Here is a 24,963-nt window from a genome sequence, read left to right as displayed (position 1 = left end):
GACCCGCCCGGCCCGTCCGGCCCCGCCCGGCGCCGTCACCCTCCCGCCCCTACTGGTAGCCACGGATCTCCTCGAAGGCTCCGCTCAGCGAACCGCCCCCGGCCACCCCCGTGCCGGTGGCGTCGAAGAGGCGCCCGCCGGTCAGCTCCGTGATGTGGGCGAGCTCCTTGCGGTCCGAGTCGCCGAACAGCACCGCGAACACCGGCGTGTGCCTCTGCGCCTCGGGCAGCGCCGCGTAGAAGGAGTCGAAGTGCCCGGCCCCCACCCCTTCCGTGTTCTCCCCGTCCGTCATCAGCACGATCGAGGTGAACGCGTCCGCGCCGCCCGCCCCGAGGTGCGCGTACGCCGCCTCCAGACTGGAGTACACCGCCGTACCCCCCTCCGGGCGCAGCGCCTCCACGTCGGCGCGGACCGCGTCCAGGGCCGCCCCCGGAGCACCCGGTTCGACGACGTGCGTCCGGACCGCCTTCACCGTGGACCCGAACGGCAGCAGCGTCACCTCCTCCCGGTCCCGGAAGCGCTCACCCGTCCCCGAACTCCCGGTGCCCGTCAGATCGGCCAGCGCCGACCGCAGCCGGCCGATGCGGTCCTCCTCGGACATCGACCCCGAGGTGTCCAGCACGTACACCGTCCGCGAAGGCCGCCGCAGCTCGTTCTCGTACGAGGCCAGCAGCCCGTCCGCGACCGCACGCGAGCCCGGGAAGGGCAGCTCGCGCCGCTTCTGCGCGTCCAGCCCCGCGGCCGGGGCCACTGCTGCCGCCACCGGACGCCGGAAGGTCTGCTCGGTGATCGCCTTCTGTGCCCCGGCGCCCCGCAGGTACTCCGTCAGCGCCCGCCCCGACGCGCGGGCCCCGGCCGGGGCCGAGGTCAGCAGGGTCAGCGGATAGTGCGCGGTGACCACCCCGTCGCGCGGCCGGACCACCGTCAGCGGGTCCTTCGCGTCCCGGTTCATGGACAGCAGCACCGACTCGTAGTTCACCAGCGCGTCCACGTCCCCGCGCTTCGCGTACGCCTGCCCCAGCCACCCGGAGGAACCCGCGGTCAGCTTCTGCCCGGCGAAGAACTCCTTGAGCCGCGGAGCCGCCGCCTTCACGTCCGCCTCCGTCAGTGCGGACTGCGCCCCCGACAGGCCCGACGCCACCGACACCAGGGCGGAGAAACCCGAATGGGACCGCACCGGATCGGTCATCCCGTACGTCAGCCTCCCGCCGGCCACGGCTTCGTGGACCGCCGACCAGGTGACCTCCTCGGGCTTCCACCCCAGCCGCGCCAGCGCCTGCGGCTTCACGCCGAGGGCCACGGGCGAGGACATCACCGGCGTCTCGTTGGCGAGCTTCCCCGCCGCCTCCGGCCGCAGCCGCAGGTAGTCGTTGGACGACAGCCAGATCGCGTCGTACCTCCCGTCGGCCTTCCCCGACGCGATCTGCTCCACCGCATCCAGGGTCCCCGACCAGGTCAGCTCGACGCCGACCCCGGTGGCCGCCCTGGCCGACTCCAGCACCGGCGCCATGTCGGACAGCTCGCTGGACGCCAGGACCCGCAGCCTGCCCTCCTGGTACGCGGACTTCCCCGGCCCGCCCGGCGTCCCCCCGGACCCCCCGAGCCCTGCGGAACTTCCGGACCCCCCGGACGTACAGCCGGCCGACACCGCCAGCGCCGCCGCCACGAACGCCGCCACGGCCACCCGCGGCCCCCTCACCGGCCACCGCCCTCAAGGAGCCCGGCCGTGCGGGTCCGCGCCAGGTACGCCGAAGCACTCTGCAGCTCACCGGTCAGCGACTCCACGGTGGCCGCCATGATCTCCGTGGCCTGCACCTTGAACGTGTCGATCGCGTCGAGCGTCCGGTAGATCTGCGCGAACGCCGTCCGCAGCGTCTCCGCGCCCACCGCCGGGTCCGCCGCGATCCGCTGGACCTCCCCGCTCTGCGTGGCCAGCATCTGCGCGTTCCCCCGGATCAACTCCTCCGTCGAGCCCCGCAACGCCTCGACCTGCTCCACCACCCTGCGCTGGTGGTCCAGAGCCGAGGCCAGCATCACCGCGATCCGCAGCGCCGAGACGGTCGTGGTCGCCGCCCGGTCCACACCCTTGACCAACTCGTCGTTGTTGCGCCGGACCACGTCCATCGCGAGATAGCCCTGGGCGCACACCGCCAGCTGGGTCAGCAGGTCCTGGTGCTTCTGCCGGACCGGGAACAGCACGTCCGCCCGCAGCGCGTCGGCCTGCTGCGGATCCCCCTGCCCGGCCTCGGCGATCCGCTGCTCGACGGCCGCGTCCAGGGCCTCGGTGAGGACCACGTACTCCTGGAGCCTGCCCATCGTCTCCCACAGGCGGGCCCGTTCGGTGTGCAGGGCCGCGTTGTCCCGGCGCAACTCGTCCTGCCCGGCCCGCAGCGCCCCCACGATCGCGTGGAGGGTCGCCTGCGAGGAGGCGTACTTCGCCACGTGGTCGCGCAGCCGGCTGCCGCCCGGCAGCTTCGCGAGGAGCCTGCGGGCCCCCTTCGCGGGAGACTCCCGGGGGTCCAGGTCCTCCACCGTGCGCCGCAGCTCCACCAGGGAGCCGGCGACACGGGCCTGGGCGTCGCCGCCACCGCTGCCGAGCGAGCGCACGGCCCGCTCAAGCATCCGGTTCGACTGCTGGGCGGCGCTGCGGACGTCGGCGGAGCCCAGCGCGGAGATCTCGCCGATCTGCTGCGCGAACTCCGGGGAGCGGGTGTCGATCCCGGCCAGCCGGCCCACGTACTCCCCGGCCCGGCGGGCCATCTCCTCGCGGACCCCGTCCTGCAGCGGGACGAGCCCCGCGGCCTGCTCCCGGCGGACCGGAGCGACGGGCTCCGGTGCGGTCAGGACGAGCGGGCCGTCCTCGGGCGGTGTCAGTGTCATGGTGTGTCCCCCTGCCCCTTGGCGCGTGCGGCCAGCGCCGTCAGGATCTTGACGGTCGGAGTGCCGACCTGGCGGATGCCGGTCAGCCCCGGGTTGAGGTAGGCGGCGTGCGAGGAGGTCGCGGCGGTGAACTCCGCCACGCCGTCCTGCGGACGGAACCCGTGGCGCAGCGCCGGCCCGCGCAGCTTCGGATCGCTCGCGAGGAGCGCACCGAGCTCGGCGGCCTGCGCATTGAGCGGCACGAAGGTGTGGGCGGTGTTGACGGTGGTGTCCGGGTAGAGGACGACCATGTCGTCGAGGGCCGCGGCGCCCTGGCCGTGCATCAGCAGCGAGGCCACCTGGGACTCGTACACCAGGATGAGGGGCTCGCCGCTGCCGCTGATGAACGCCCGGAAAGGGGCGTCGGAGCTGGGTTCCAAGGCGCCCTGTACGGCGATCAGTTTGCGCAGCAGGGGTGCGGTCCGCGCGATCCCGGCATCGTCGGAGACCACGTTGCCGCCGTTTGCGACGTGGGAGGCGGCGGCCAGGAAGAGGGCCCCCGAGTTGGAGGTGGCCGGGTCGGTGGTCTTGACGAACACCGTTCCGGTCAGCTCCGCATGGGCGGCGGAGCCTGACAGCTGCTGCCAGGTGCGGTCCTCGCCGGCCGCCTTGAGGAAGGGGCCCATGAGGAGGGTGCCGGTGTTCTTCCCGGTCATCCGGGCCAGCGCGTTGCCGGCCAGCACCTGCGCCGCGTTGGAGCGGGCGATCACGACGAGCGGCGAGTAGAAAGGTCGGGTGGTCTGGGCGCCCTTGAGGCCGGCCGCGCTCTCGATCTCCCTGGCGGGTTCACTGCTGCCGGGGAAGGCGAAGTCGAACTCCTTGAGGTCGAGCTGGTCCATCGCCCAGGAGCCGGAGCTTTCGGTCTGCACGGTGTAGCCCCGGTCCGCCAGGGCTTTGACGACGTCGGGGTCGCGGAAGAACTCGGACTTCTCCGAGCCGATGATGCCACGCACGGTCTTCGTTGCCGTGGTTGCTGAGTCCTGCTCCTGGAAGAGGACGACGACGATGACGCCGCCGACCAGGAGGAGGCCCAGGACGATTCCCAGGATGCGTCTCACGAGGTGCAGCGTGCTCGCGGAAACCCACATTCCGCGACGAGTTGCATGGACGTCAGGTGTCCAGGCGGTCCCACTTCGAAATGCTGTGTGGGCCCGTGGGTGCTGGTGGGCGGGGCGGCCGCCCGGGAGGATCGTGCCATGGGCGTGAGCGCGTTGAAGTGGCAGGGCTGGCTGGTGGGTCTGGTGGTGCTGGCCGGGTTGCTGGTGTTCGCCCCGCTGACGCTGTACGTGTGGGCCAGCGGAGGCGACCCGCCGGCGCCGCCGCCGCGGCCCGCGGTGGAGGACGTACGGGTCACCGCCTGCCGAATCGATCCGGCAAGCCGTCGGGTGGCGGCGGCGGTGGCGGTCTCGGGACGCCCGGAGGGCACCGGCGCGTACGTGGTCACGGTGGAGTTCCGCGAGGACGCACAGCCCGACCCGGCTCAGCCGGCCGCCCAGGCCCTGGTCAAGGTCCCGGGCGTGGCCCCGGGAACGACCGAGTACGCGGAAGCCCTCGGCCCCGTCTGGCCGGCCGCCACGGTCCCGTGGTGCGGGGTCGCCGCGGCGGAGTTCGCCCCGGGGCGGTAGCCGCCCGCGCGGGGGAGGTCATGGCACCCGGTCCGGAGCCTCCGCGGCCCCGGACCGGGGCCGTCAGTGGGCGCCGGCCAGATCGAGGGCGGCGGCGTGCGCGTCCATCCGCTCGGCGGCGAGGATCGCGACGGTGGTGTCGGCGCGGGACGCGGCCACCACGAGCGTGCGGGCGGCGAGGTCGTGCGCACGGCGGTGCAGCGCGGCGGTGTCCCCGGCCGGACACTGCGGCGCCCGCACGGGCTCCGCGCCCCGCAGCCGTGCCACCTGGGCGGCAATCGCCTCGGCCGGCTCGTCCAGCCCGAGGTCGTCGGTGACGGCGAGCAGGGCGGACAGGTGCTGGGCGAGCTGGATGTCCAGGGCCTCACCGCGGCTGCTGTGCGGGTAGTCGGCAGTGGCGCCCATGCGGTGGACGACCGGCTTGGTGCGGATCGGCTCGTACATGAGGGGGCCTCCTGGGTGGGTCAGGAGACCATCCTACATTGGATCGGTTCTAAAGTTGAGCTCGATCCGGCAATGCTCCAGCCGGACCCCAGGCGCCACCACCCGGGCCCCCGTCCGGGGGCCGCCCGGGGCCGGTCCGGGGCCCGGACGGCCCGCGACCGGCAACGGCCTACGGCCTACGGCTGGCCGTACCCGTCGAGGAAGTTCCCGATCCGGGTCACCGCGTCCGCCAGGTCCTTCGCGTTCGGCAGCGTCACGATCCGGAAGTGGTCGGGCTCGGGCCAGTTGAAGCCCGTACCGTGCACCACCATGATCTTCTCGGCCCGCAGCAGGTCGAGGACCATCTGCCGGTCGTCCTTGATCTTGTAGACCGCGGGGTCGAGCTTCGGGAACAGGTACAGCGCACCCTTGGGCTTCACGCACGTGATCCCCGGGATCTGCGTCAGCAGGTCGTACGCCGTGTCGCGCTGCTCCAGCAGCCGCCCGCCCGGCAGCACCAGGTCGTTGATCGACTGCCGGCCGCCCAGGGCGGTGGCCACCGCGTGCTGCGAGGGCATGTTCGCGCACAGGCGCATGTTCGCCAGGATCGTCAGCCCCTCGATGTACGACGAGGCGTGCTGCTTCGGCCCGCACACCGCCATCCACCCGGCCCGGTACCCGGCGACCCGGTAGTTCTTGGACAGCCCGTTGAAGGTCAACGTCAACAGGTCGGGAGCGATGGCCGCGGTGTTGGTGTGCGTGGCCCCGTCGAACAGGATCCGGTCGTAGATCTCGTCCGAGCACACGACCAGGTTGTGGCGGCGCGCGATGTCGGTGAGACCGCGCAGCATCGCGTCGTCGTAGACGGCACCGGTCGGATTGTTCGGATTGATGATCACGATCGCACGGGTCCGGTCGGTGACCTTGCGCTCGATGTCCGCCAGGTCCGGCATCCAGTCGGCCTGCTCGTCGCACCGGTAGTGCACGGCCGTACCGCCGGCCAGCGAGACGGAAGCCGTCCACAGCGGATAGTCCGGCGCGGGAACCAGCACCTCGTCGCCGTCGTCGAGCAGCGCCTGCATCGACATCTGGATCAGCTCGGAGACACCGTTGCCGAGGTAGATGTCCTCGACGTCCAGCTCGATGCCCTTGGTCTGGTAGTGCTGCATCACCGCGCGGCGCGCGGACAGCAGCCCCTTCGCGTCCCCGTACCCGTGGGCGTTGCCCAGGTTGCGGAGCATGTCCTCAAGGATCTCCGGCGGGCACTCGAAGCCGAAGGCCGCGGGGTTGCCGGTGTTGAGCTTGAGGATGCGATGACCTGCTGCTTCGAGCCGCATCGCCTCTTCGAGCACGGGGCCGCGGATCTCGTAGCAGACATTGGCGAGTTTCGTTGACTGGATCACCTGCATGACGGGAGCTTACGGGGCCCCGTCCGAGCCCGCCGCGCCATTTCACCGCCCCACGTGGGGCGGGATATGTCCCGGTTCGCGCGATGAGCGGGTGCCGCCCCACTCCACCCTTGGAATCCGGGGCCCCTCCCACGCCCCGACCTGCGGAACAGGTGCAGACGAAGAACACCGCCACCCGGGTGTTGCGCTCATCACCCCGGGGGGTGGGGGCTTCGGGGGGTTGGGGGCGGTGGGGCGGGGTCGGTGGGGTGGGGCGGGGGCTTCGGGGGGCTGTGTGCCGCCTGGGCGGGATCAGGGTGGTGTGGGGGTTTCCCGTCAGTCCCAGGGTCCTTCCGGGTCGGGCCGTCCCCTCAAGGGCGCTCCTTCGTCGCGTCGCTACGCGATGGCCTGCGGCCACCCTTGACCGGCCGTCCCGCCCCGGAAAGACAAGGACTGTCGGGAACCCCCCAAAAGGACGCTCACCGGGGACAGGCCAACATTCGGGCCGGCCAGCGATGGGCGGCCGAGTCGGGGGCCGCATCAGACCATGCCCCCTGCCACTCGGCATAGCGGCCGCCACCCGTCTGTGGCCGTACATAGGCACGCAGGCTCCCCGGTGCCCCCTGCCACTCGGCTTAGCGACTGCCACCCGCCTGGGGCTGGGCATAGGCCGCCCACCGTCCACTGCCCTCCGGCGCTCGGTTTGGCGACTGCCGGTTGTCTGAGGTTGGGCATAGGCCGCCCACGGTCCGGTGCCCTCCGGTGCTCGGTTTGGCGGCCGCCGGTCGCCGGTGGCTGGGCATAGGCCGGGTCCTTCTGGGGCCCGTCGGGGGTAGGTTGCGGGCAGTGGGCGACGAGCGGGTCGATGTGGAGGGTGTACAGGCTGCCTTCCGGCGACCCTAGGGGCCGCGAACGGCCATCGCCGGTAGGGGAGGGGGTCTTGGGACGTACCTAGGCGCGCGAAGGGCCGCATCGGGGGCGGACGGCGCTCTGACGGAGTCAGAAGCCACTTCCCTCGCTGTCAGACTCCGGCAAGACGTCACCCACGCCCAGACTGGCGCCCAAAAGGGACAAACCGGCGGGAGGTGGCTCCCCTCGGCCACGAGCGCCCGCGCCCACCCCCGGACGGGCCGTAGACGCCCGCGGCGGGGACCACACCCCGCCTTTGGCGGCCCGCCCCCCGGCCACAGACCAGGTGGCAGCCGCCAAGCCGCGCAGCAGAGGGCAGCGGGCCAGCCTGCGGCCTATGCCCAGCCCCAGGCGGCAGGCAGTCGCTACCGGGCGCCGCAGAGCACCGGAACGTGGGCGGCCCACGCCAAGCCACGGCCGGGCGGCGGCCGCCAAGCCGGGCGCCGGAGGGCAGTGGACGGTGGGCGGCCCATGCCCAGCCCCAGGCGACCGGCGGCCGCTGAGCCGAGTGGCAGGGGGCACCGGGGAGCCTGCGGCCTATGTACGGCCACATACGGGTGGCAGTCGCCAAGCCGAGTAACAGAGGGCAGCGGGGAGCTTGCGGCCTATGTACGGCCACAGACGGGCGGCGGCCGCTATGCCGAGTGGCAGGGGTCATGGTCTGATGCGGCCCCCGACTCGGCCGCCCCTCGCTGGCCGGCCCGAATGTTGACCGGTCCCCGGTGAGCGTCCTTTTGGGGGGTTCCCGACAGTCCTTGTCTTTCCGGGGCGGGACGGCCGGTCAAGGGTGGCCGCAGGCCATCGCGTAGCGACGCGACGGAGGAGCGCCCTTGAGGGGACGGCCCGACCCGGAAGGACCCTGGGACTGACGGGAAACCCCCACGCTTCCCTGATCCCGCCCAGGCGGCACAGAGCCCCCCGAAGCCCCACCCCACCCCACCGACACCGCCCCGCCACCCCAGACCCCCCGAAGCCCCCGCCCCGCCCCGCGAGCCCCCGTACGCGTCAGGCTGCTGCCGTGACGCGGGCTGCGAAGGACTGGAGGTTGTCCGTCATCCGGGTCAGGCGCTCGTCCAGGGTGAGGGACTCCTCGTACCGGCCGGTGCGCAGCTTCGGCTGCCGCTTGCCGCGGACGTACAGGGGGCAGGCGAGGTCCGCGCAGACGTAGATGCCGACGGTGTTGCCCTCGCGCCCGCGGGCCCCCGCGAGGGGGGCGGCGAGCAGGGTGACGCCGGAGGAGGCGTGCGCGGTGAGGCAGATCTGGCAGAGGCTGGACTTCAGTGCGCTGGTGCGGTTCACGGCCGGCACGCGCAGGGAGATTCCGAGCGGGCCCTGGGCCGCGGGCAGGACGAGGTGGGCGCGCAGGGGTGCTCCGGGATCCACCCAGCCGAGGAAGTCGAGGTCGTCCCAGGGGAGTTCGGTGAAGTCGAGGGGGAGTCGCAGGCGCGCGGCCTCGCCCTTGGTGCAGTTCACGAAGGAGGACCGGATGTGCTGTTCGGTGAGTGGTTCCACGGGCGTCGACCCTACGTGGGCCCCGGCGGGCCCGCACCCCGATAACGGGCTCGTCGGCGGGCTGCGGCCGACCCGCGGCCGACCGCAGCCGACCGCGGTCGACCCGCGGCCGACCGCGGGTCGGCCGGGTGCCGGGGCTGCGTGTCGTGCCGGGGAGGGAAGGTTACTGCGGGCCGCTCGTCCGGGGTTCCAGGATCACCAAGGGGATCTCGCGGGGCCGGGCGGCGGCCTGGTCCTCCTCGAAGGCGGGCCACAGGGCGGTCATCATCTCCCAGTAGACCTCGCGCTCCCAGCGGGTGGCCGTGCGGCCGGTGGCCATGAAGGCGGCGGCGCCGACCTGGAGGCGGACCTCGGGGTGGGCGGTGAGGTTGAGGTACCAGGCGGGGTGGTCGGGGGCGCCGTGTCCGGCGGGCAGGACGATGTGGCGGCCGGCGTCCTCGCCGTAGATCAGCGGGGTGCGGGTGGTGCGGCCGGTGGTGCGGTCGACGGTGGTGAGGAGGAGGGTGGGGACGCCGTGCCAGAGGTGGCCGTCGGCGCCGGCGCTGGTCACGTAGGCGCGGACGTGGTCGAGGCGGGGGCCCGGCCGGGGGTCCGTGGGGTGCTCCCAGTCGACATCGAGTGCGTGCATTCACCTGTCCTCAGGATTCGGCCCCCGGGCATTTCAGCCCCTGGCATTTCAGCCCCTGGCATTTCGGCCCCCTGGCCGATAACGACCGCGCACCGACTCTGGATGCGGTCGGCCGGACTGCGATGGCGCGGTCGGTCGGACGGAAAGGGCGGCAGGGGGACGGCCCCGGCCGGGGGCCGGGGCCGACAGCAGCACGCACGCGAGCGGCTACGGAAGGTAGCGCTCGATGACCTGCGGGCCTTCCTTCTCCATCAGCTGCCGTGCCTTTTCGACCCGCTCCGGAGTCGGGTCGTGGCCGGTTGCCATCACGAGGTCCTCGGGGTCGTACGGTCGTTCCCCGCCCGTGAAGAGCCGGTCCGACCGGGTGGGCTGCTGATCCGCTTCACTGTCCATCGCGTACCTCCTCCGATGCCCCCTGGCCCCATCCTGCGGCGGCGGTCCCATGAACGCACCCGGGGCGCCCGCGGTCAGCCGTCCGCGGTCAGCCCGCCGCGGCCAGAACGGCGGTGCCCGCGGCGATGGCGCCGCAGATGCTCAGGTTGACCGCCCGGTGCTCCCAGAACACGGCGGCGAACTCGCGGATCGTCGCGCTCGGCCAGAAGTACCGGGCGGTCGGCGAGCCGAGGACCTGGCCGTTCACCCGGGCCTTGCGGGCCATCATCGCGGCGCGGAAGGCGTGGAAGTTGTTGGTGACGACCACGCACCGGTAGCCGGGGTGCTCCTGCGCCATGACCGTCTGGCTGAAGGCGAGGTTCTCCTCGGTGGTGCGGGAGCGGTCCTCCAGCCGCAGGTGCTCCTCGGGCACGCCGTGGGCGAGGAGCCAGTCGGCCATCGCCCGGGCCTCCGGGACCTTCTCGTCATCGCCCTTGCCGCCCGAGCAGAGCAGCAGCGGCGGCCGTCCGCCGCGCGCCAGCTGGGTCTCGTGGATCTGCAGGCCCTTGCGCAGCCGCGAGGCCAGCAGCGGCGGTACCGTCTCCCCGCCGATGAGGCCGGCGCCGAGCACCACCACGTAGTCGACGTCGCCCCGCACCCTGATGCGTCCGTAGAGGTAGGCGTACGCGAGGAAGCACAGGAAGACGAAGGACACGTAGGCGACGAGCAGCACCAGGCCCGCGAGCACCGAGTCCAGGAGGTGCGAGCCGCGGTCCATCAGGGTCAGGACCAGTGCGGCGAGGGTGAGGACGGCGGCGCCGGCTGCGAGGGACAGCAGATTGCCCGGGCTGCGGCCCTCCTTGCGCACCATGGTCACGCCGTTGGCGAGGAGGAAGACGCCGAGGGCCAGGGTGCCCAGCGTGGGCACGGCGAAGACCAGCAGCATGACGGCCGTGGCCGCCCAGCCCGGCAGTGCGGCGATCTGCAGGAGCAGGGCGAACGACAGGGTGCAGAAGGTCAGTCCGAGCAGGACGGCATTGCGGAACAGGCGGCGGTCGTTGCGGACGCTGACGCAGAAGGCCAGGAAGAACAGGGCGGCGAGGGCGAAGGCGACCATGCCGTTCATCGTAGGTGTCACCGGGGAACGGGTGTGCGGCGCACCGAGCGGCCCGCGAGGACGTCGGTGCGCCGTCCGTCGTGCATGACGAACCGCCCGTCGATCAGGACGTGCGGGATGCCGGTGGGCAGGGCGCGCGGCTGCGCGTAGGTGGATCCCGCCGCGACGGTCTCCGGGTCGAACAGGACGAGGTCGGCGCGGAAGCCCTCGCGGACCAGGCCCCGGTCGGGCAGGCGCAGCCGTGCGGCGGGGCGGCCGGCGAGGTGGGCGACGCATTCCTCCAGGGTGAGGACGCCGAGTTCGCGGACGTAGTGGCCGAGGTAGTGCGGGAAGGTGCCGTAGGCGCGCGGGTGCGGTTTCGTGCCCTGGAGGATGCCGTCGGAGCCGCCGGTGTGGACGCCGTGGCGCATGATCGCCTGGACGTTCTCCTCGTGGCCCACGTGCTGGAGGACGGTGGGGGCGAGCCGGTCGCCGAGCAGGAGCCGCCGGGCGGTGTCCCAGCCGTCCAGCCGGGTGCCGACGAGGGCGGTGAAGGCGGGGTCGGTGACGCCGGAGACCTCGATCGAGGACCAGTCGACGGGTACGCCGTGGCAGCCGTCCGAGCCCTCCACCTCCAGGGTGTGGCGGATGCGTGCGGCGGTGGTGTCGTCGCGCAGCCGGGCCAGGACCGCCTCGGGGCCGCCCTCGCCCGCCCAGCTGGGGAGCAGGGCGGCGAGGGTGGTGCAGCCGGGGGTGTACGGGTAGCTGTCGAGGGTGATGTCGGCGCCTTCGGCGAGGGCGGCGTCGAGGAGGGCGAGGAGTTCGGGGGCGCGGCCCCGGTTCTCGCCGAAGTTCATGGTGGCGTGCGCCAGGTGCAGGGCGCAGCCGGCCTGCCGGGTCAGTTCGACCATCTCGGCGTAGGCGGCGAGGGCGCCGTGCCCGTAACTGCGGTGGTGCGGGCAGTAGTAGCCGCCGTAGCGGGCGACGACCCGGCACAGTTCGGTGAGTTCGGCTCCGGTGGCGTACATGCCGGGGGTGTAGGTGAGGCCTGAGGACAGGCCGACGGCGCCCTCGGCGAGTCCTTGGGCGACCAGGCGCCGCATGCGGTCGAGTTCGGACGAGGACGCGGGGCGGTCCGTCCAGCCGACCACGCGGGCGCGGACGGTGCCCTGGGGGACGAGGTAGGCGGCGTTGACCGCGATGCCTTCGCCGCCGAAGCCCGTGTCGAGGCGGTCGAGGTACTCGCCGACGGTGCGCCAGTCGAAGTCCACGTCGGTGCTGCCGGGGCCGCTGCCGTTCCAGCCGGCGATGGCGGCCCGCACCTCGGTGAGGGTCCGCTCGTCGACGGGTGCGTAGGACAAGCCGTCCTGGCCGAGGACTTCGAGGGTGACGCCCTGGGCGGCCTTGGCGCTGTGGTCGGGGTCGCGGAGCAGCGCCAGGTCGCTGTGGGCGTGCATGTCGGTGAAGCCGGGGGCGAGGGCGAGGCCGTGGGCGTCGAGGGTGCGCCGCCCGCCGCCCGGGATGCGGCCGATGGCGGTGATGCGGCCCTCGTGGACTCCCACGTCCGCCCGGTAGGAGGGGCCGCCCGTGCCGTCGACGATGCGGGCCCCGCGGATGACCAGGTCCACGGTGGCCGCCTAGAAGAAGGTGCGCACGTAGTCGGTGACCGTGCCGTCGCCGTCCACGACCGGGATCAGCGGCCACTTCTCGAAGATGGTGCACGGGTGGGACATGCCGAGCGCCACCCAGTCGCCGACCTGGACGTCGTCGGCCGAGTCGGTCTCCAGCCAGGCGTGCTGGTCGGAGAGCCGGGTCACGCGGATGCCCGTGGCGGGCCGCTCGGTCCCGTCGAGTGCGTCGCGGACGCGTTCGGCTTCGGGCAGGCCGAGGTCGTAGGCGATGTCCCGCTTGCCGGCGTTGACGAAGGCCTGGGTGGGGGAGGGCCGGGACACGACCTGGGTCCACAGGCGGAACGCGGGCCGCAGGCCGCCTTCCTCGGGATGCCGGTTGAAGGGGGTCAGGCGGGTGTACCAGCCGTGGTCGTGGGAGACGTACGCGCCGGAGCGCAGCAGCCGCAGGACGGGCCGGGACAGTTCCGGGAGTTCGCCGAAGGCCTCGGCCACGGAGTCGAACCAGGCAGAGCCGCCGGCGCTGACGACGATCTCGTCGAGGTCGGCGGGGAAGCGGCCGGCCCCGTCGAACTCGGTGGCGAGGCCGGTGAGGCGGCGCAGGTACGCGCCGACGCGGGCGGGGTCGGCGTCGGGGACCTCGGCCTCGTACCCGGCGACTCCGACGAGGCGCAGGGTGGCGGTCGCGGCGACGGCGTCGGCGACGGCTCGGCAGTCGTCCTCGGTGCGGGCTCCGGTGCGGGCGCCTTCGCCGGCGCCGAGCTCGACGACCACGTCGACGACGGCGGGCTGCCCCTGCAGGGCGCGGTCCATGAGCTGGACGCCGCGTACGGAGTCGACGTAGCAGACGAACCGGAAGGCGGGGTCGGCGGCGAGTTCGGCGGCGACCCAGCGCAGCGCGGCGGCGTCGACGAGTTCGTTGGCGAGGAAGATCCGCCCGATGCCGAAGGCGCGGTAGACGCGGGCCTGGTGGGGGACGGCCGCGGTGATGCCCCAGGCGCCGTGGTCGAGCTGGCGCCGGAAGAGCTGCGGGGACATGCAGGTCTTGCCGTGCGGGGCGAAGGCGAGGGCGTGGCGGGCGGCGTAGGTGCCGAGGGCGGTGAGGTTGTGCTCCAGGGCGTCCGCGTCGAGGGTGAGCACGGGGGTGGTGAAGCCGCCGTCGAAGAGGTCCCGGCGCTGGGCGGCGAGCTGTCCGACGGTGAGGCCGTGCGCCTGGGCGTCCGGGGGGAGGCCCTTGAACCGGTGGTCGACCGGTTCGTCGGCGAGTTCCTTGACGGGGTCGCTGGCGCTGGCCATGCGGGTGCCTCCCGGGCGTTGCGTTGCGTGGGATGCAACTCTCGTTGCGTATGCCGCTGCATGCTGTCTAACATCCCGGGTGACGACGGGTCAACGCCGGTCGGCGGCGGCCGGCCCGGACGGCGCGGGAGGACGAGGGATGAGCCAGTCCGTGGAACGGGCGCTCGCGGTGCTGCCGTTGCTCGCGCGTGGTCCCGCCGGACTCGGCGACGTGGCCGGGGAGCTGGGCGTGCACAAGAGCACGGCGCTGCGCCTGCTGCGCACCCTGCACGAGCGGGGGTTCGTGTACCGGCAGGCCGACGGACGCTACCGGCTCGGCGCGCGGCTCTTCTCGCTCGCCGCGGAGGCCGTGGAGAACCTGGACGTGCGGGAGGTCGCCCATCCGCACCTCGCCGAGCTGAACCGGGCCACCGGGCACACCGTCCACCTCGCCGTCCTCCAGGACGACGAGGTCCTCTACATCGACAAGGTCGACAGCCGTTATCCGGTGCGGATGTACTCCCGGATCGGCCGGCCCGTGCCGCTCACCGTGGCCGCCGTCGCCAAGCTCCTGGTTGCGGACCTGCCCGAGGCGGAGCGCCGGGCACTGGCCCACCGCGTGGAGTACCCGCGCTACACCGCCCGCTCCACTCCGGATGCCGATGCGTTCCTGCGGGAGCTGGAGCGGGTGCGGGAGCAGGGCTGGGCGGCCGACCTCGGCGGGCACGAGGAGTCCGTGAACTGCCTCGGCGCGCCGGTGCACGGGCCGGACCGGCGGGTGGCCGCCGCGCTGTCCGTCTCCGCGCCGAACGTGGTGGTCGCGGCGGAGGGCCTGCTCGAACTGCTGCCGCTGGTGCGGCGCACCGCCGCGGCCATCACCCGGGACTACTCGGGCATTCCCACCCACCCAGGAGCACAGGAGAGCACGTGACCGAGAAGACGGCCGTCACCCCCGGCACCCACACCACCCCGCCGGCGAGGTTCTCGCACGGGGTGCGCAAGGGGAACATCCTCCAGGTTGCCGGGCAGGTCGGCTTCCTCCCGCACGTGGAGGGGCAGCCGCCGACGCCCGCCGGGCCGACGCTGCGCGAGCAGACCCTGCAGACGCTGGAGAACGTCCGCTCCGTGCTGGAGGCGGGCGGCGCGACCTGGGACGACGTGATGATGATCCGGGTCTACCTCACGGACACCGGCCACTTCGCGGAGATGAACGAGATCTACAACGCCTACTTCGGCGAGCAGGGCCTCAAGGAGGCGCCGGCCGCCCGCACCACGGTGTACGTGGGCCTGCCCGCCGGGCTGCTCGTCGAGATCGACGCCCTCGCGGTCCTGGGCTGAACGCCGGAGGGGCGCCCCCCTGGCGGTGGGGCGCCCCGGACCACGGCGGTACTGCGGACACCGGGCGGTACTGCACGGTGCCGGGTGGTACTGCGCGGTGCCGGGCGGTACTGCGCGGTGCCGGGCGGTACTGCGCGGTGCCGGGCCGTGCCTGGCCGTGCCGCCCGGTGCCGGGTGGGGCTACGCGGTGCAGTACTGCGCTTCCTTGCCGATCGAGCGGTACATGCAGTCGGCGTTCTCCAGCAGTTGGAGGACGGCCTCCTTGTTGCGGGAGGTCTCGCGGTCGATCACCTCGTCGGGCGGGTAGAAGCCGCCGGCGCCCGCACTGGACGGGTACATCTCGAAGGTGTAGGCGAAGACCTTCTGGCTGCCCCACAGCCAGTCGTCGATCGTCCCGTCGGTGATGTACAGGTCGCTGGACTGCTCCGGGGTGTAGCCGTTGCTCGCCGCCATGCTCGTGCCGATCTTCTTGAACGCGGCGAGGTCGTCGGCGGTCATGCCGGGGGCGGTGTCGTTGTAGGTCCAGCCGAAGGGCCACAGGACCAGCTGGCTGTACGTGTGGAAGTCGATCGAGGCCTTGATCTGCTGCTTGCCGCCGACCACCCGGCTGCGCACGAAGTCGGAGACCGCCTTCACCTCGGGAGCGGACTCGGCAGCCGCACCGCGGTAGGTCTCCGAGCTCTTGCTGCTGCTGGAGCCGCCGCAGCAGCCCCACTTGTAGTTCCAGTTGCGGTTCTCGTCGGTGCCCACGTACGAGGAGCCGGCGTTGGGCTGGCGGTTCTTGCGCCAGGAGCGGTAGGAGCCGGTGGCGATGTCGTACTCGCCGCCGTCCGGGTTGAGGTCCGGCACGATCCAGATCTCCCGGCCGTTGACCGCGTTGGTGATCCGCGATTCGGTGCCGTACTTGGAGCCCAGCTCCTTGAGCAGGTAGAGGGCCATCTCCACGGTCAGGTGCTCGCGGGCGTGCTGGTGTGCGGTGAACAGCACCTCGGGCTCGGCCTCGTCGGTCGCGACGTTGTCACTGATCTTGATCGCGAAGAGGTCGCGGCCCTGGTAGGACTTCCCGATGACCCGCTTGCTCATGATGCCGGGGTACTGGGCGATGCGCTGGTCGATCTCCGCGGTCGCCTCCGCGTAGTTGTGGTACTTGGCGTCGGCGGAGGGGAAGTCCATGGCGCCCGCCGCGATCCCCGGCAGGGAGCGGTCGGGGGGCCCGGGCAGGGCGTCGAGCCGGTAGCCGAGCGCCCGCAGCGCGCGGGCCTGCCCGGTGTCGGCGCTGACCACGACCGTGTGGTCGTCCGACTCGTCGATCGACACGCCCGTGCGGAGCAGGGCGGTCCGGTCGGCGGCCGTGGAGGGGCCGTGGATCCGGTACTGGACGATCGCCTCGTCCTGGGTGGCGGTGGACGGGGTGGGCGGTGGTGATGCCGTGGCGCTGATGCCGTAGGCGGGCGCGCCGAGGGCGAGTGCCAGGAGGGCCGCCGTGACGGCGGCCCTCCGACGGGTGTGGAGCCGCATGCGTTCTCCTGGGTGGGAGTGTGGGGGTAGCCGTGCGGACGCGCTCAGCGTGCTCTCGTGGCATGTCCGGGTCAAGACCTGCCCGTGCCCGCTGAACCGATACCGGCCACCCCCACACCTACCGCCTACGGGAGCGCGTGGACCTTGGGACCCACCGCGTCGGACCAAGTGCCACCCGCCTTGGCGTCCCAGTTGGTGGACCAGGTCATGGCGCCGCGCAGCCCCGGGTAGGTCTTCGACGGCTTGAAGGAGCCGCAGCTCGTGCCCCGTGCCAGGCAGTCCAGGGCGTTGTTGACGATGGTGGGGGAGACGTAGCCGCTGCCCGCCCCGCTCGGCGAGGCCGGGACCCCGATGCCCACCTGGGAGGGGTCCAGGCCGCCCTCCAGCTGGATGCAGGCGAGGGCGGTGAGGAAGTCCACCGAGCCCTGGGAGTAGACCTTCCCGTCGCAGCCGTTCATCGCACCGCTGTTGTAGTACTGCATGTTGACGACGGTCAGGATGTCCTTGATGTTCAGCGCCGTCTTGAAGTAGCCGCCCTGGGTCGACTGCATGTCGATGGTCTGCGGGGCCATGGTGATGACCAGCGAGGGCCCCGCCTTGGCGGACAGCGCGCGCAGTGCCTGCGTCATGTAGGTGGGGTTGAGCCCGTTCTCCAGGTCGATGTCGATGCCGGTGAACCCGTATTCCTGCATCAGCGCGTACGCCGAGTTGGCGAGGTTGTTCGCCGAGGCGGAGTCGTTGACCGAGATCGTGCCCTTCTCCCCGCCCACGGAGAGGATCACCGACTTGCCCGCCGCCTTCTTCGCGGCGATGTCCGCCTTGAACTGGGCCACCGTGTAGCCGCCCAGACCCGCCGAGTCGAGGGTGAAGGCGATGGCGCCGGGCGTGCTCGTGGCGTCGGCGAAGGAGACCGCGATGATGTCGTACTGGGCGGAGACGTCGGAGATCTTCTGGACGGTCGCGCCGTTGTTGAAGTTCTGCCAGTAGCCCGTCAGCGCGTGCTTGGGCACCGCCGGGTTCGGCCCGGGGCCGGGGCCGCCGCCGGTCGTCGTACCGGTCACCGGCGCCGACCGCGGGCCCTCGCCCGCCGCGTTGTACGCGCTCACCTGGAAGGAGTACGAGGTGGCGGGGGCGAGCCCGGTGATCTGGGCCGTGGCCGAGCCCGTGCTCTGGACGCGGACCCCGTCCCGGTAGACGTGGTAGCCGGCGGCCCCGCCGACGGCGTTCCACGAAAGGGTGAGGCCGTTCGCGCTCTGGCCGGAAACGGCTGCCCCCGCCGGGGCGCCGGGCACGGACGGGCCGGGGTCGGTGCCCCCGCCGCCGTCCGGGCCGAAGACGCTGAACTCGTCGACGGTGTAACCGGGCTGGCCGTACCAGCCGTGCGTGTAGACGGTCACCTGCGTGGTGCCGGGGCCGGTGGTGAAGGTGGTGGAGAGCTTCTGCCAGCCGGAGCCCGAGCCGGGGGTCCAGGTCGACACGTCCTGGGTGCCCGTCCCGGTCGCGCCCAGGTACACGTACGAGCCCTGCACCTGCGTGCTCAGCGTGTACGTCGAGTTCGGCTTGACCGTGACGGTCTGGCTGCAGCGGGCGTTGTCGGAGCCGGCCGGCGTGGCCTTCAGCGCGCCGGCGCCCGCGAAGACGGGGGAGGTGACGGCGGCGCCGCTGCCGCCCGAACAGGACCAGCCGGCCAGGCCGGACTCGAAGCCGCCGTTGCGGGCGACATTGACGTCCGCAGCCTGCGCGGTGCCGGTGGCCAGGGCGGTCAGCCCGCCGGCGGCGAGGGTGGCGGCGCCCAGGAGGGCGAGGGAGCGTATGCGGTTCACGTGGGCTCCGGTGGGGGGAGGGGAGGGGTGCGGGTGAGGCCGACCCGGTGGGGACGGGTGGTGCAGGGCCTGCGGTGCCAAGTTGGTCCAGACCAATCCTCGTGTCAAGGGTCTGCGCAATCTGGCGTGAAATGGTCGGGCGCCCGATCCCTGTTGTCCGGGTTTCCGGCCACCTGTGACACGTGCTCAGGGCACGGGTATCCCCAAGGCCCTGCCCCGCCACGGGAGTCGCGGATATGGTGCTGGAGCAAGGGGGAAGGACGTCCGGGGCACTCCCGGCGAGAGCCGGGGGCGTTTGCGGTCGCGCAGGGCGTGCGCGTACGGGTGAGCACGGGACGGGTCCGTCGCGCGCCCGCGACGGGCGCACCGCGGGGTTCGTGGCGTACGGGGTGAACAGGGGGACTCGCGTGCCGACCGCCATCGCTGTCACCAGCGCAGATCTGGTGCTTCCGGCCCCTGACCGGCACACACCCGGGGCCACCGTCCTGCACCCTCCCGAGCAGCTCGACCTGCCGGGCGCCGTGGCCGAGACGGCCGCACTGCTGGAGGGGCACGGCCATCTCGTGGCCCTCGTGCCGTCCTGGCTGCCCCGCGCCGCCGTGCAGCGGCTGCACACCGTACGGGCCATCCTGGAAACCGACCGGATGGCGCTGCTCGACACCGACCTGCCGCCGCTGGGCACCGCCCTGCTGGCCCGGCAGCTGCGGCAGCTCAGCGTCTGCGACTTCAGCCCCGGGGTCATCGCCTCCGCGGGCCGGCTGCTGTCCCACTACATCTACGCGGGCGCCCTGCTCGGCTCGGTCGCCAAGCTCGACCGGATCCCCGTCGGGCTCAAGGCGCACGCCAGGTCCTGGTCTCCCAGCGCCCAGTTCGCCGTCCTCGCCCACCCGGCCCCGCACCTGGTCAGGCTGCACAACGCGCGGGGGAACCAGGCCTCCCGCGGGAACCAGGCCTCCCGCGGGGCGCACGGATCTCACGGCTCGCACGCCGCACCCGGTCCGCACGGCGGAGGCCCGGCGCTGCCCCCCGGGCCCGAGTTCGCCACCCACCTCACCTTCGCCCGCGGCCAGCTCGCCTCCGACTGGGTCGCGGCCGAACTGGCCCCCGCCTGGCAGGTGCAGGGGGTCATGGAGAACCCGCTGCCGGCCGACTCGCCCGCCTGGTGGGGCACCCCCAAGCTCGTGGAGTTCGCCGCCGGGATCCCCGACCCGAACGTCCTCTACCAACTGGTCGCCTCGGTCCGCCGCGACACGTGCCGCTGGTGCGGCCTCGAACTCATCGGCGACCGCTGCGCCTTCTGCTCCGCACCGCTCACGGCGCCCCCGCCCCCGACCGGACCCGCCACCGCCGGGCCCGGCCCCGAGCGGTCCACCCGGTCCCTCCGAACCGCCCGGCCCGCACGCACGATCGAACGAAGAACGGCGAGGTAGTAAGGCCCATGAATTCACGCCAGCGCCGCGGCGTCATCCTGCTGCTCCTGTCGGTCCTGTGCGCCCTCGGGGCCTTCGCCGGCGTCCTCGTCGTGATCGGCGACGTCAACTCCAAGGTCGGAGCCGAGGTCGTCGCCTACCGGGCCAAGGGCGACATCGCCCCGTACAGCCCGCTGGCGGAAGGCCAGTTCGAGGAGGTCAGCATCCCGAAGCGGTGGCTCTCCGAGACGGCCGTCACCGACCTCGGCGCCCTCAGGGACAAGATCGCCCTCACCACCCTGAAGAAGGGCTCGCTCCTCCAGTCGGACATGTTCGTCGACCGGCCGCAGCTGCAGCCCGGCGAGCAGGAGATCGCCATCATGATCGACGCGGCGACCGGTGTGGCGGGCAAGATCACCTCGGGGGCCAAGGTCAACATCATCGCCACCTTCAAGGGGGCCAAGGACACCGATCCCTCGCGCTCGGTGATCATCGTCGCCAACGCCCGGGTCCTGGGCGTCGGCAAGCTCACCGCCCTGGAGAAGAACAGCGACCGCAGCGGCCCGGCCGAGGCCGTGCCCATCACCTTCGCCCTCGGCACCAAGGACACCCAGCGCGTCGCGTACGCCGAGTCCTTCGCGGAACACGTGCGCCTGGCCCTCGTCGCCCCCGGCACCGACTCCGCGCCGAGCGCCGGCGACCGCACGTACACCCTCGACGGGGACAAGTAAGGCAGGCCCGGATGACCACCCGAATCCTCCCCGCGGTCGGCGACCCGGACGCCGCGCGCGTCATCGCCACCCTCCTCAGTCAGCTGCCCGCCGCGGAACCAGCACCCCCGGTCCCCGACTCCACCACCCTGCTGGACACCCTGGGCCGGTTCGCCGCCGAGTCCGTCGACGAGCTCCCCGAGGTCGTCCTGGTCCACGAGCGGATCGGCCCGCTGCCCGCACTCGAACTCGTCCGCGAGGTCGCCCTGCGCTTCCCCGCCGTCGGGGTGGTGCTGGTCTCCTCCGACGCCGGACCGGCCCTGTTCTCCGCGGCCATGGACTCCGGCGCCCGCGGCCTGATCGGCCTCCCCCTCACCTACGAGGAACTCGCCGCCCGCGTCCAGGCCGCCGCCCAATGGTCCGTGGGCGTACGCCGCCACCTGGGCCGCGGGCCCGAGGTGCCCGCCGGGCCCGGCGGCCGGGTGGTCACCGTCACCGGGGCCAAGGGAGGCGTCGGCACCACCTTCACCGCCGTGCAGTTCGCGCTGGCAGCCGCCGCCTCGGGACGGCGCACCGCACTGGTCGACCTCGACCTCCAGGCCGGGGACGTGGGCTCCTACCTCGACGTCCAGTTCCGGCGCTCCATCGCCGACCTCGCCGGGATCCAGGACATCTCCGCGCGGGTCCTGCAGGACGCCGTCTACGACGACCGGACCGGCCTCGCCCTGCTGCTGGCGCCCGCGGAGGGCGAACGCGGCGAGGAGGTCGACGACCGGGCCGCCCGGCACGTCCTCGCCGCCCTGCGCAGCCGCTACGAACTCGTCGTCGTCGACTGCGGGACCCAGGTCACCGGAGCCAACGCAGCCGCCGTCGAACTGGCCGACACCGCCGTGCTGGTGACCACCCCCGACGTGGTCGCGGTCCGGGCGGCCAAGCGCATGGTCCGCATGTGGGAACGGCTCCAGGTACGCAAGGCCGAGGAGACCGCGATGGTCGTCAACCGCTGGAGCCGGCACACCGAGATCCAGCCCGCCCTCATCCAGCAGATCACCAAGACCCGCGCCACCCGCACCCCCGTCCCGGCCGCCTTCAAGGAACTCCAGGCGGTGGTGGACGCCGGCCGGGTCCAGGACCTCGACAACCGCTCCACGGTGAAACAGGCCCTGTGGGCCCTCGCAGGCGAACTGGGCCTCCTGGCCGCCCCCCAGGCCCACGCCGGCGCCCCCGGCTCCCCGAAGGCCCTGGACTCCGCGGGCATCCCCGCCCCGGCCGGCCCCGGCGGCCCGCCCGGCAGCTCCCTGGCCGTCCGCGCCTCCGGCCCGGTGGCCCGCCTGCGCCGCGGCCGGGAGGGCTGACCGGTGCCCGCGGCGCGCCCCCGCCGCAGCCGCCCCGGCGGCGACCGCGGCCAGGTGGCGGTCGAGTTCGTCGGCACGCTGCCGCTGATCCTGCTGCTGGTCGCGGCCGTCTGGGAGTGCGTCCTGATCGGGTACGCGTTCTCCCTGGCGGGCAACGCCGCGGACGAGGCGGCGCGGGCAGGGGCGGTGCACGGCGACGCGGCCTGCGCGGCGGCGGCGGGGGAGCACGTGGGGGGCGCCTGGAACCTCAAGGTCGTCTGCGGTGAGCAGGGCGACATCTACAAGGCGACGGTCGAGCTCAGCATCCCCGTCCTGCACCCCTCGCTCGGCTTCGGCTCGATCGACGGCACGGGCGGCGCGGCGATGGAGAAGGAGGCGAAGTGACATGAGGAACCGGACGCGGTCGGACCGGGGCCAGGTGGCGATCGAGTACATCGGCTTCGTACCGATCCTGCTGTTCGTCGCGCTGTGCGGGATCCAGCTGGGCTGGGTGGCGTACGTCCACGAGCAGGCCGACACCGCCGCCCGTACGGCCGCCCGCGTGGAGGCCCGCAAGGGCTCCGGCGGCAAGGCCGCGGGTGAAGCGGCGGTCAAGGCGAGCCTGGGCGCGACGGTGGACGTGAGCAAGAACGCCGACGCGGTGACCGCGGTGGCCACCATACGGATCAACTCGATCGTCCCCGGGCTCGGCCTGGACGACGCGGTGGCCACCGCGGTCATGCCCAACGACGACCCGGAGGTGTTCGGACCATGAGCCTGCGTTCCCGGGTCGGCACCCCCGACGACCGGCACAGTCCGCGTGAGGACGGCCGACTGGTCTCCTCCTACCGCGCGAAACTGCTGGAGGAGATCGACCTCGCCGAGATGTCCGCGCTCGCGCCCGCGGAGCGCCGGGCCCGGCTGGAGCGCGTACTCGGCCACATCATCAGCCGTGAAGGCCCGGTCCTGTCCACCGTCGAGCGGGCCCAGCTGATCCGCCGCGTCGTCGACGAAGCCCTCGGCCTCGGTGTGCTGGAGCCACTGCTCGAAGACCCGTCGATCTCCGAGATCATGGTCAACGGCCCCGACCAGATCTTCGTGGAGCGGGCCGGCCGCGTGGAGCAGCTTCCGCTGCGCTTCGCCTCGCACGAGCAGCTGATGCAGACCATCGAGCGCATCGTGTCCACCGTCAACCGGCGGGTGGACGAGGCCAATCCGATGGTCGACGCCCGGCTGCCCAGCGGTGAGCGCGTCAACGTCATCATCCCGCCGCTCTCCCTGACCGGCGCCACCCTCACGATCCGGCGCTTCCCCCGCGCCTTCACCCTGCACGAGATGATCGCCCTCGGCTCGCTCGACGAGCAGATGCTGCTCCTGCTGTCGGGGCTGGTCCAGGCGAAGATGAACGTGATCGTCTCCGGGGCCACCGGCACCGGGAAGACCACCCTGCTCAACGCCCTCTCCGGCCTCATCCCGGAGGGGGAGCGGATCATCACCATCGAGGACTCCGCCGAACTCCAGCTCCAACAGGCCCATGTGATCCGCCTGGAGTCGCGGCCGGCGAACGTGGAGGGCAAGGGCCAGATCACCATCCGCGACCTGGTCCGCAACTCCCTGCGCATGCGCCCCGACCGCATCATCGTGGGCGAGGTCCGCGGAGGCGAGACCCTCGACATGCTCCAGGCCATGTCCACCGGCCACGACGGCTCCCTCGCGACGGTGCACGCCAACAGCGCCGAGGACGCCCTGATGCGCCTGCAGACCCTGGCCTCCATGTCGGAGGTCGAAATCCCCTTCGAAGCGCTCCAGGATCAGATCAACAGCGCCGTCAACGTCATCGTGCAGCTGACCCGCTTCGGTGACGGCTCGCGCCGCGTCACGGAGATCTCCATCCTCGAATCCCACGGCCGCGAACCCTTCCGGATCACGACCGTCTGCCGGTTCACCGCCCAGCCCATGGGCCCGGACGGACGCGTCCAGGGCCACTTCGCGTACTACCCGCTGCCCCGGCGCATCGCCGAGCGCCTCTACATGCACAACCAGCCGATTCCGCAGGCCTTCGGCGTCGCCCGGCCGGACGACCCCCTGACCGCCCGCACCACCCGGACCGTCCTGTGAACCCACTCGTCCTCCTGACCCTCGGCGCCGCGCTCCTGGCCTGCCTGCTCGTCGTCCTCGGCGTGCACGCCTACTCCGCCGGCCGGGCGCAGCGGGCCGCACTCATCGAACGGCTCTCGGCGAGCGCAATACCGGCGCCGGCCGGCCGCCGCAGGCGCTTCGCGGGCCTTGACCGGCGACTGCGCACGACCTCGTTCGGCCGCCGGATCGAACTGAAGCTGGCGACGACCGGCATGGACACGACCCCTGGTGAGTTCTTCGTCGCCATGCTGGCCGGCATCACCGCGGTGTGGCTGATCGCCGCCTCGCTCCTGGCCCCGTTCTTCGGCCCGGTCGCCGGTGCGATCGGCATCTGGGCGGCCAACGCCTTCCTCAACTGGCAGCGCACGCGCCGCACCGAGCGGTTCATCAACCAGCTCCCCGAACTGGCCCGCATCCTGGCCAACGCGACCCAGGCCGGACTGGCCCTGCGTACGGCCATCGGCATCGCAGCCGAGGAACTGGAGGCCCCGGCGGGCGAGGAACTCGCCCGCGTCGCCGACCGGCTCGCCGTCGGCCACTCCATCGAGGAAGCCCTGAGCGAACTGACCCAGCGGCTGCCCTCGCGGGAACTGGTCGTGCTGGTCTCCACCCTGGTCCTGTCGGCGCGGGCGGGCGGCGCCATCGTCGACAGCCTGCGGAACCTGACGGTCACCCTGGAACAGCGCAAGGAGACCCGGCGTGAGATCCGCACCCAGCTGTCCCAGGTGACGGTGACCGCCTACCTGGTCCCCGCCATGGGCCTGGGATCGCTGCTGCTGGTGGACCTGATGATGCCGGGAGCACTGGACCGCATGACGGGTGCGTTCATCGGCCAGACCGCCGTCCTGGTCTCACTCGGGCTGTTCACGCTGGGCTTCCTGCTCATCCGCCGCCTCTCGAAGATCGACGTGTGAGGG

At 72.6% G+C, this 24,963-nt stretch carries 23 protein-coding genes; 10 read left to right on the top strand and 13 right to left on the bottom strand.

Annotated elements, in window-relative coordinates; genetic code table 11:
• Positions 1-49: 49 nt before the first annotated feature.
• Genes ACLJTM_RS23745 through ACLJTM_RS23735 form a run of 3 tightly spaced genes read right to left on the bottom strand, consistent with a single transcriptional unit; the run spans position 50 to position 3,977 of the window.
• Positions 50-1,678 (bottom strand): substrate-binding and vWA domain-containing protein, encoded by a 1,629-nt coding sequence (locus ACLJTM_RS23745; protein ID WP_411105797.1) that lies wholly within the window; start codon positions 1,676-1,678, stop codon positions 50-52.
• A gap of 17 nt (positions 1,679-1,695) precedes the next feature.
• Positions 1,696-2,880 carry a toxic anion resistance protein gene (locus tag ACLJTM_RS23740; protein WP_411105704.1) on the bottom strand — a complete coding sequence of 395 codons (1,185 nt, stop codon included), beginning with the start codon at positions 2,878-2,880 and terminating at the stop codon, positions 1,696-1,698.
• Positions 2,877-3,977: a hypothetical protein gene (locus tag ACLJTM_RS23735; RefSeq protein WP_411105703.1), complete on the bottom strand. Its 1,101-nt coding sequence runs from the start codon at positions 3,975-3,977 to the stop codon at positions 2,877-2,879. The genes ACLJTM_RS23740 and ACLJTM_RS23735 overlap by 4 nt, the downstream gene beginning before the upstream one ends.
• Before the next feature lie 144 nt (positions 3,978-4,121).
• Here ACLJTM_RS23735 and ACLJTM_RS23730 point away from each other — a divergent pair, with 144 nt between their 5' ends.
• Positions 4,122-4,544: a hypothetical protein gene (locus ACLJTM_RS23730; protein WP_411105702.1), complete on the top strand. Its 423-nt coding sequence runs from the start codon at positions 4,122-4,124 to the stop codon at positions 4,542-4,544.
• A 63-nt stretch (positions 4,545-4,607) separates the two neighbouring features.
• Here ACLJTM_RS23730 and ACLJTM_RS23725 read toward each other — a convergent pair whose 3' ends face one another.
• The 8 genes from ACLJTM_RS23725 to ACLJTM_RS23690 form a co-directional block, all read right to left on the bottom strand.
• Positions 4,608-4,988, bottom strand: coding sequence for a hypothetical protein (locus tag ACLJTM_RS23725; RefSeq protein ID WP_411105701.1), 381 nt, complete (start codon positions 4,986-4,988; stop codon positions 4,608-4,610).
• A gap of 176 nt (positions 4,989-5,164) precedes the next feature.
• Positions 5,165-6,376, bottom strand: a complete 1,212-nt coding sequence (locus ACLJTM_RS23720; protein WP_411105700.1) for a pyridoxal phosphate-dependent aminotransferase — start codon at positions 6,374-6,376, stop codon at positions 5,165-5,167.
• A 1,893-nt stretch (positions 6,377-8,269) separates the two neighbouring features.
• Complete coding sequence (locus ACLJTM_RS23715; RefSeq protein ID WP_411105699.1) at positions 8,270-8,776, bottom strand: FBP domain-containing protein; 507 nt, start codon at positions 8,774-8,776, stop codon at positions 8,270-8,272.
• A 163-nt stretch (positions 8,777-8,939) separates the two neighbouring features.
• On the bottom strand, positions 8,940-9,404 hold the full coding sequence (locus tag ACLJTM_RS23710; protein WP_411105698.1) for a nitroreductase/quinone reductase family protein: 465 nt from the start codon (positions 9,402-9,404) through the stop codon (positions 8,940-8,942).
• Between the two features lie 207 nt (positions 9,405-9,611).
• Positions 9,612-9,797: a hypothetical protein gene (locus tag ACLJTM_RS23705; protein WP_411105697.1), complete on the bottom strand. Its 186-nt coding sequence runs from the start codon at positions 9,795-9,797 to the stop codon at positions 9,612-9,614.
• A gap of 88 nt (positions 9,798-9,885) precedes the next feature.
• Positions 9,886-10,893: a YdcF family protein gene (locus ACLJTM_RS23700; protein WP_411105696.1), complete on the bottom strand. Its 1,008-nt coding sequence runs from the start codon at positions 10,891-10,893 to the stop codon at positions 9,886-9,888.
• Positions 10,894-10,910: 17 nt separating this feature from the next.
• Entirely contained in the window at positions 10,911-12,500 is a 1,590-nt protein-coding gene (locus ACLJTM_RS23695) for an N-acyl-D-amino-acid deacylase family protein (protein WP_411105695.1), read from the bottom strand.
• Positions 12,501-12,509: 9 nt separating this feature from the next.
• Entirely contained in the window at positions 12,510-13,796 is a 1,287-nt protein-coding gene (locus tag ACLJTM_RS23690) for an alanine racemase (RefSeq protein ID WP_411105694.1), read from the bottom strand.
• Between the two features lie 139 nt (positions 13,797-13,935).
• Here ACLJTM_RS23690 and ACLJTM_RS23685 point away from each other — a divergent pair, with 139 nt between their 5' ends.
• Positions 13,936-14,706 carry an IclR family transcriptional regulator gene (locus tag ACLJTM_RS23685; RefSeq protein ID WP_411105693.1) on the top strand — a complete coding sequence of 257 codons (771 nt, stop codon included), beginning with the start codon at positions 13,936-13,938 and terminating at the stop codon, positions 14,704-14,706.
• Positions 14,703-15,113, top strand: a complete 411-nt coding sequence (locus tag ACLJTM_RS23680; protein WP_411105692.1) for a RidA family protein — start codon at positions 14,703-14,705, stop codon at positions 15,111-15,113. The genes ACLJTM_RS23685 and ACLJTM_RS23680 overlap by 4 nt, the downstream gene beginning before the upstream one ends.
• A 180-nt stretch (positions 15,114-15,293) precedes the next feature.
• Here the strand turns inward: ACLJTM_RS23680 and ACLJTM_RS23675 are convergent, their stop codons facing one another.
• A complete protein-coding gene (locus tag ACLJTM_RS23675; RefSeq protein ID WP_411105691.1) occupies positions 15,294-16,631 on the bottom strand; it encodes a M14 family metallopeptidase in 1,338 nt (445 codons plus the stop codon).
• 125 nt (positions 16,632-16,756) lie between these two features.
• Entirely contained in the window at positions 16,757-18,454 is a 1,698-nt protein-coding gene (locus ACLJTM_RS23670) for a chitinase (RefSeq protein ID WP_411105690.1), read from the bottom strand.
• Between the two features lie 407 nt (positions 18,455-18,861).
• Here ACLJTM_RS23670 and ACLJTM_RS23665 point away from each other — a divergent pair, with 407 nt between their 5' ends.
• Genes ACLJTM_RS23665 through ACLJTM_RS23635 form a run of 7 tightly spaced genes read left to right on the top strand, consistent with a single transcriptional unit; the run spans position 18,862 to position 24,960 of the window.
• Positions 18,862-19,884 (top strand): hypothetical protein, encoded by a 1,023-nt coding sequence (locus ACLJTM_RS23665; RefSeq protein WP_411105689.1) that lies wholly within the window; start codon positions 18,862-18,864, stop codon positions 19,882-19,884.
• Positions 19,885-19,892: 8 nt separating this feature from the next.
• Positions 19,893-20,594: a Flp pilus assembly protein CpaB gene (gene cpaB, locus ACLJTM_RS23660; RefSeq protein WP_411105688.1), complete on the top strand. Its 702-nt coding sequence runs from the start codon at positions 19,893-19,895 to the stop codon at positions 20,592-20,594.
• An 11-nt stretch (positions 20,595-20,605) separates the two neighbouring features.
• Entirely contained in the window at positions 20,606-21,928 is a 1,323-nt protein-coding gene (locus ACLJTM_RS23655; RefSeq protein ID WP_411105687.1) for a CpaE family protein, read from the top strand.
• Between the two features lie 3 nt (positions 21,929-21,931).
• The gene (locus ACLJTM_RS23650; RefSeq protein ID WP_411105686.1) at positions 21,932-22,312 is read left to right on the top strand and encodes a TadE family protein; all 381 of its coding nucleotides are present in this window, start codon (positions 21,932-21,934) and stop codon (positions 22,310-22,312) included.
• Position 22,313: 1 nt separating this feature from the next.
• Positions 22,314-22,682, top strand: coding sequence for a TadE/TadG family type IV pilus assembly protein (locus ACLJTM_RS23645; RefSeq protein WP_411105685.1), 369 nt, complete (start codon positions 22,314-22,316; stop codon positions 22,680-22,682).
• Positions 22,679-24,025, top strand: a complete 1,347-nt coding sequence (locus ACLJTM_RS23640; RefSeq protein WP_411105684.1) for a CpaF family protein — start codon at positions 22,679-22,681, stop codon at positions 24,023-24,025. The genes ACLJTM_RS23645 and ACLJTM_RS23640 overlap by 4 nt, the downstream gene beginning before the upstream one ends.
• Complete coding sequence (locus ACLJTM_RS23635) at positions 24,022-24,960, top strand: type II secretion system F family protein (RefSeq protein ID WP_411105683.1); 939 nt, start codon at positions 24,022-24,024, stop codon at positions 24,958-24,960. Before ACLJTM_RS23640 ends, ACLJTM_RS23635 begins: the two co-directional genes overlap by 4 nt.
• The last annotated feature ends 3 nt before the right edge of the window (positions 24,961-24,963 follow it).

This window comes from Streptomyces sp. cmx-4-9, assembly GCF_046548835.1.
Taxonomy (GTDB): domain Bacteria; phylum Actinomycetota; class Actinomycetes; order Streptomycetales; family Streptomycetaceae; genus Streptomyces.
The sequence above is the reverse complement of the archived record's forward strand: the minus strand, read 5'-3'. Positions and strand labels throughout refer to the sequence as shown.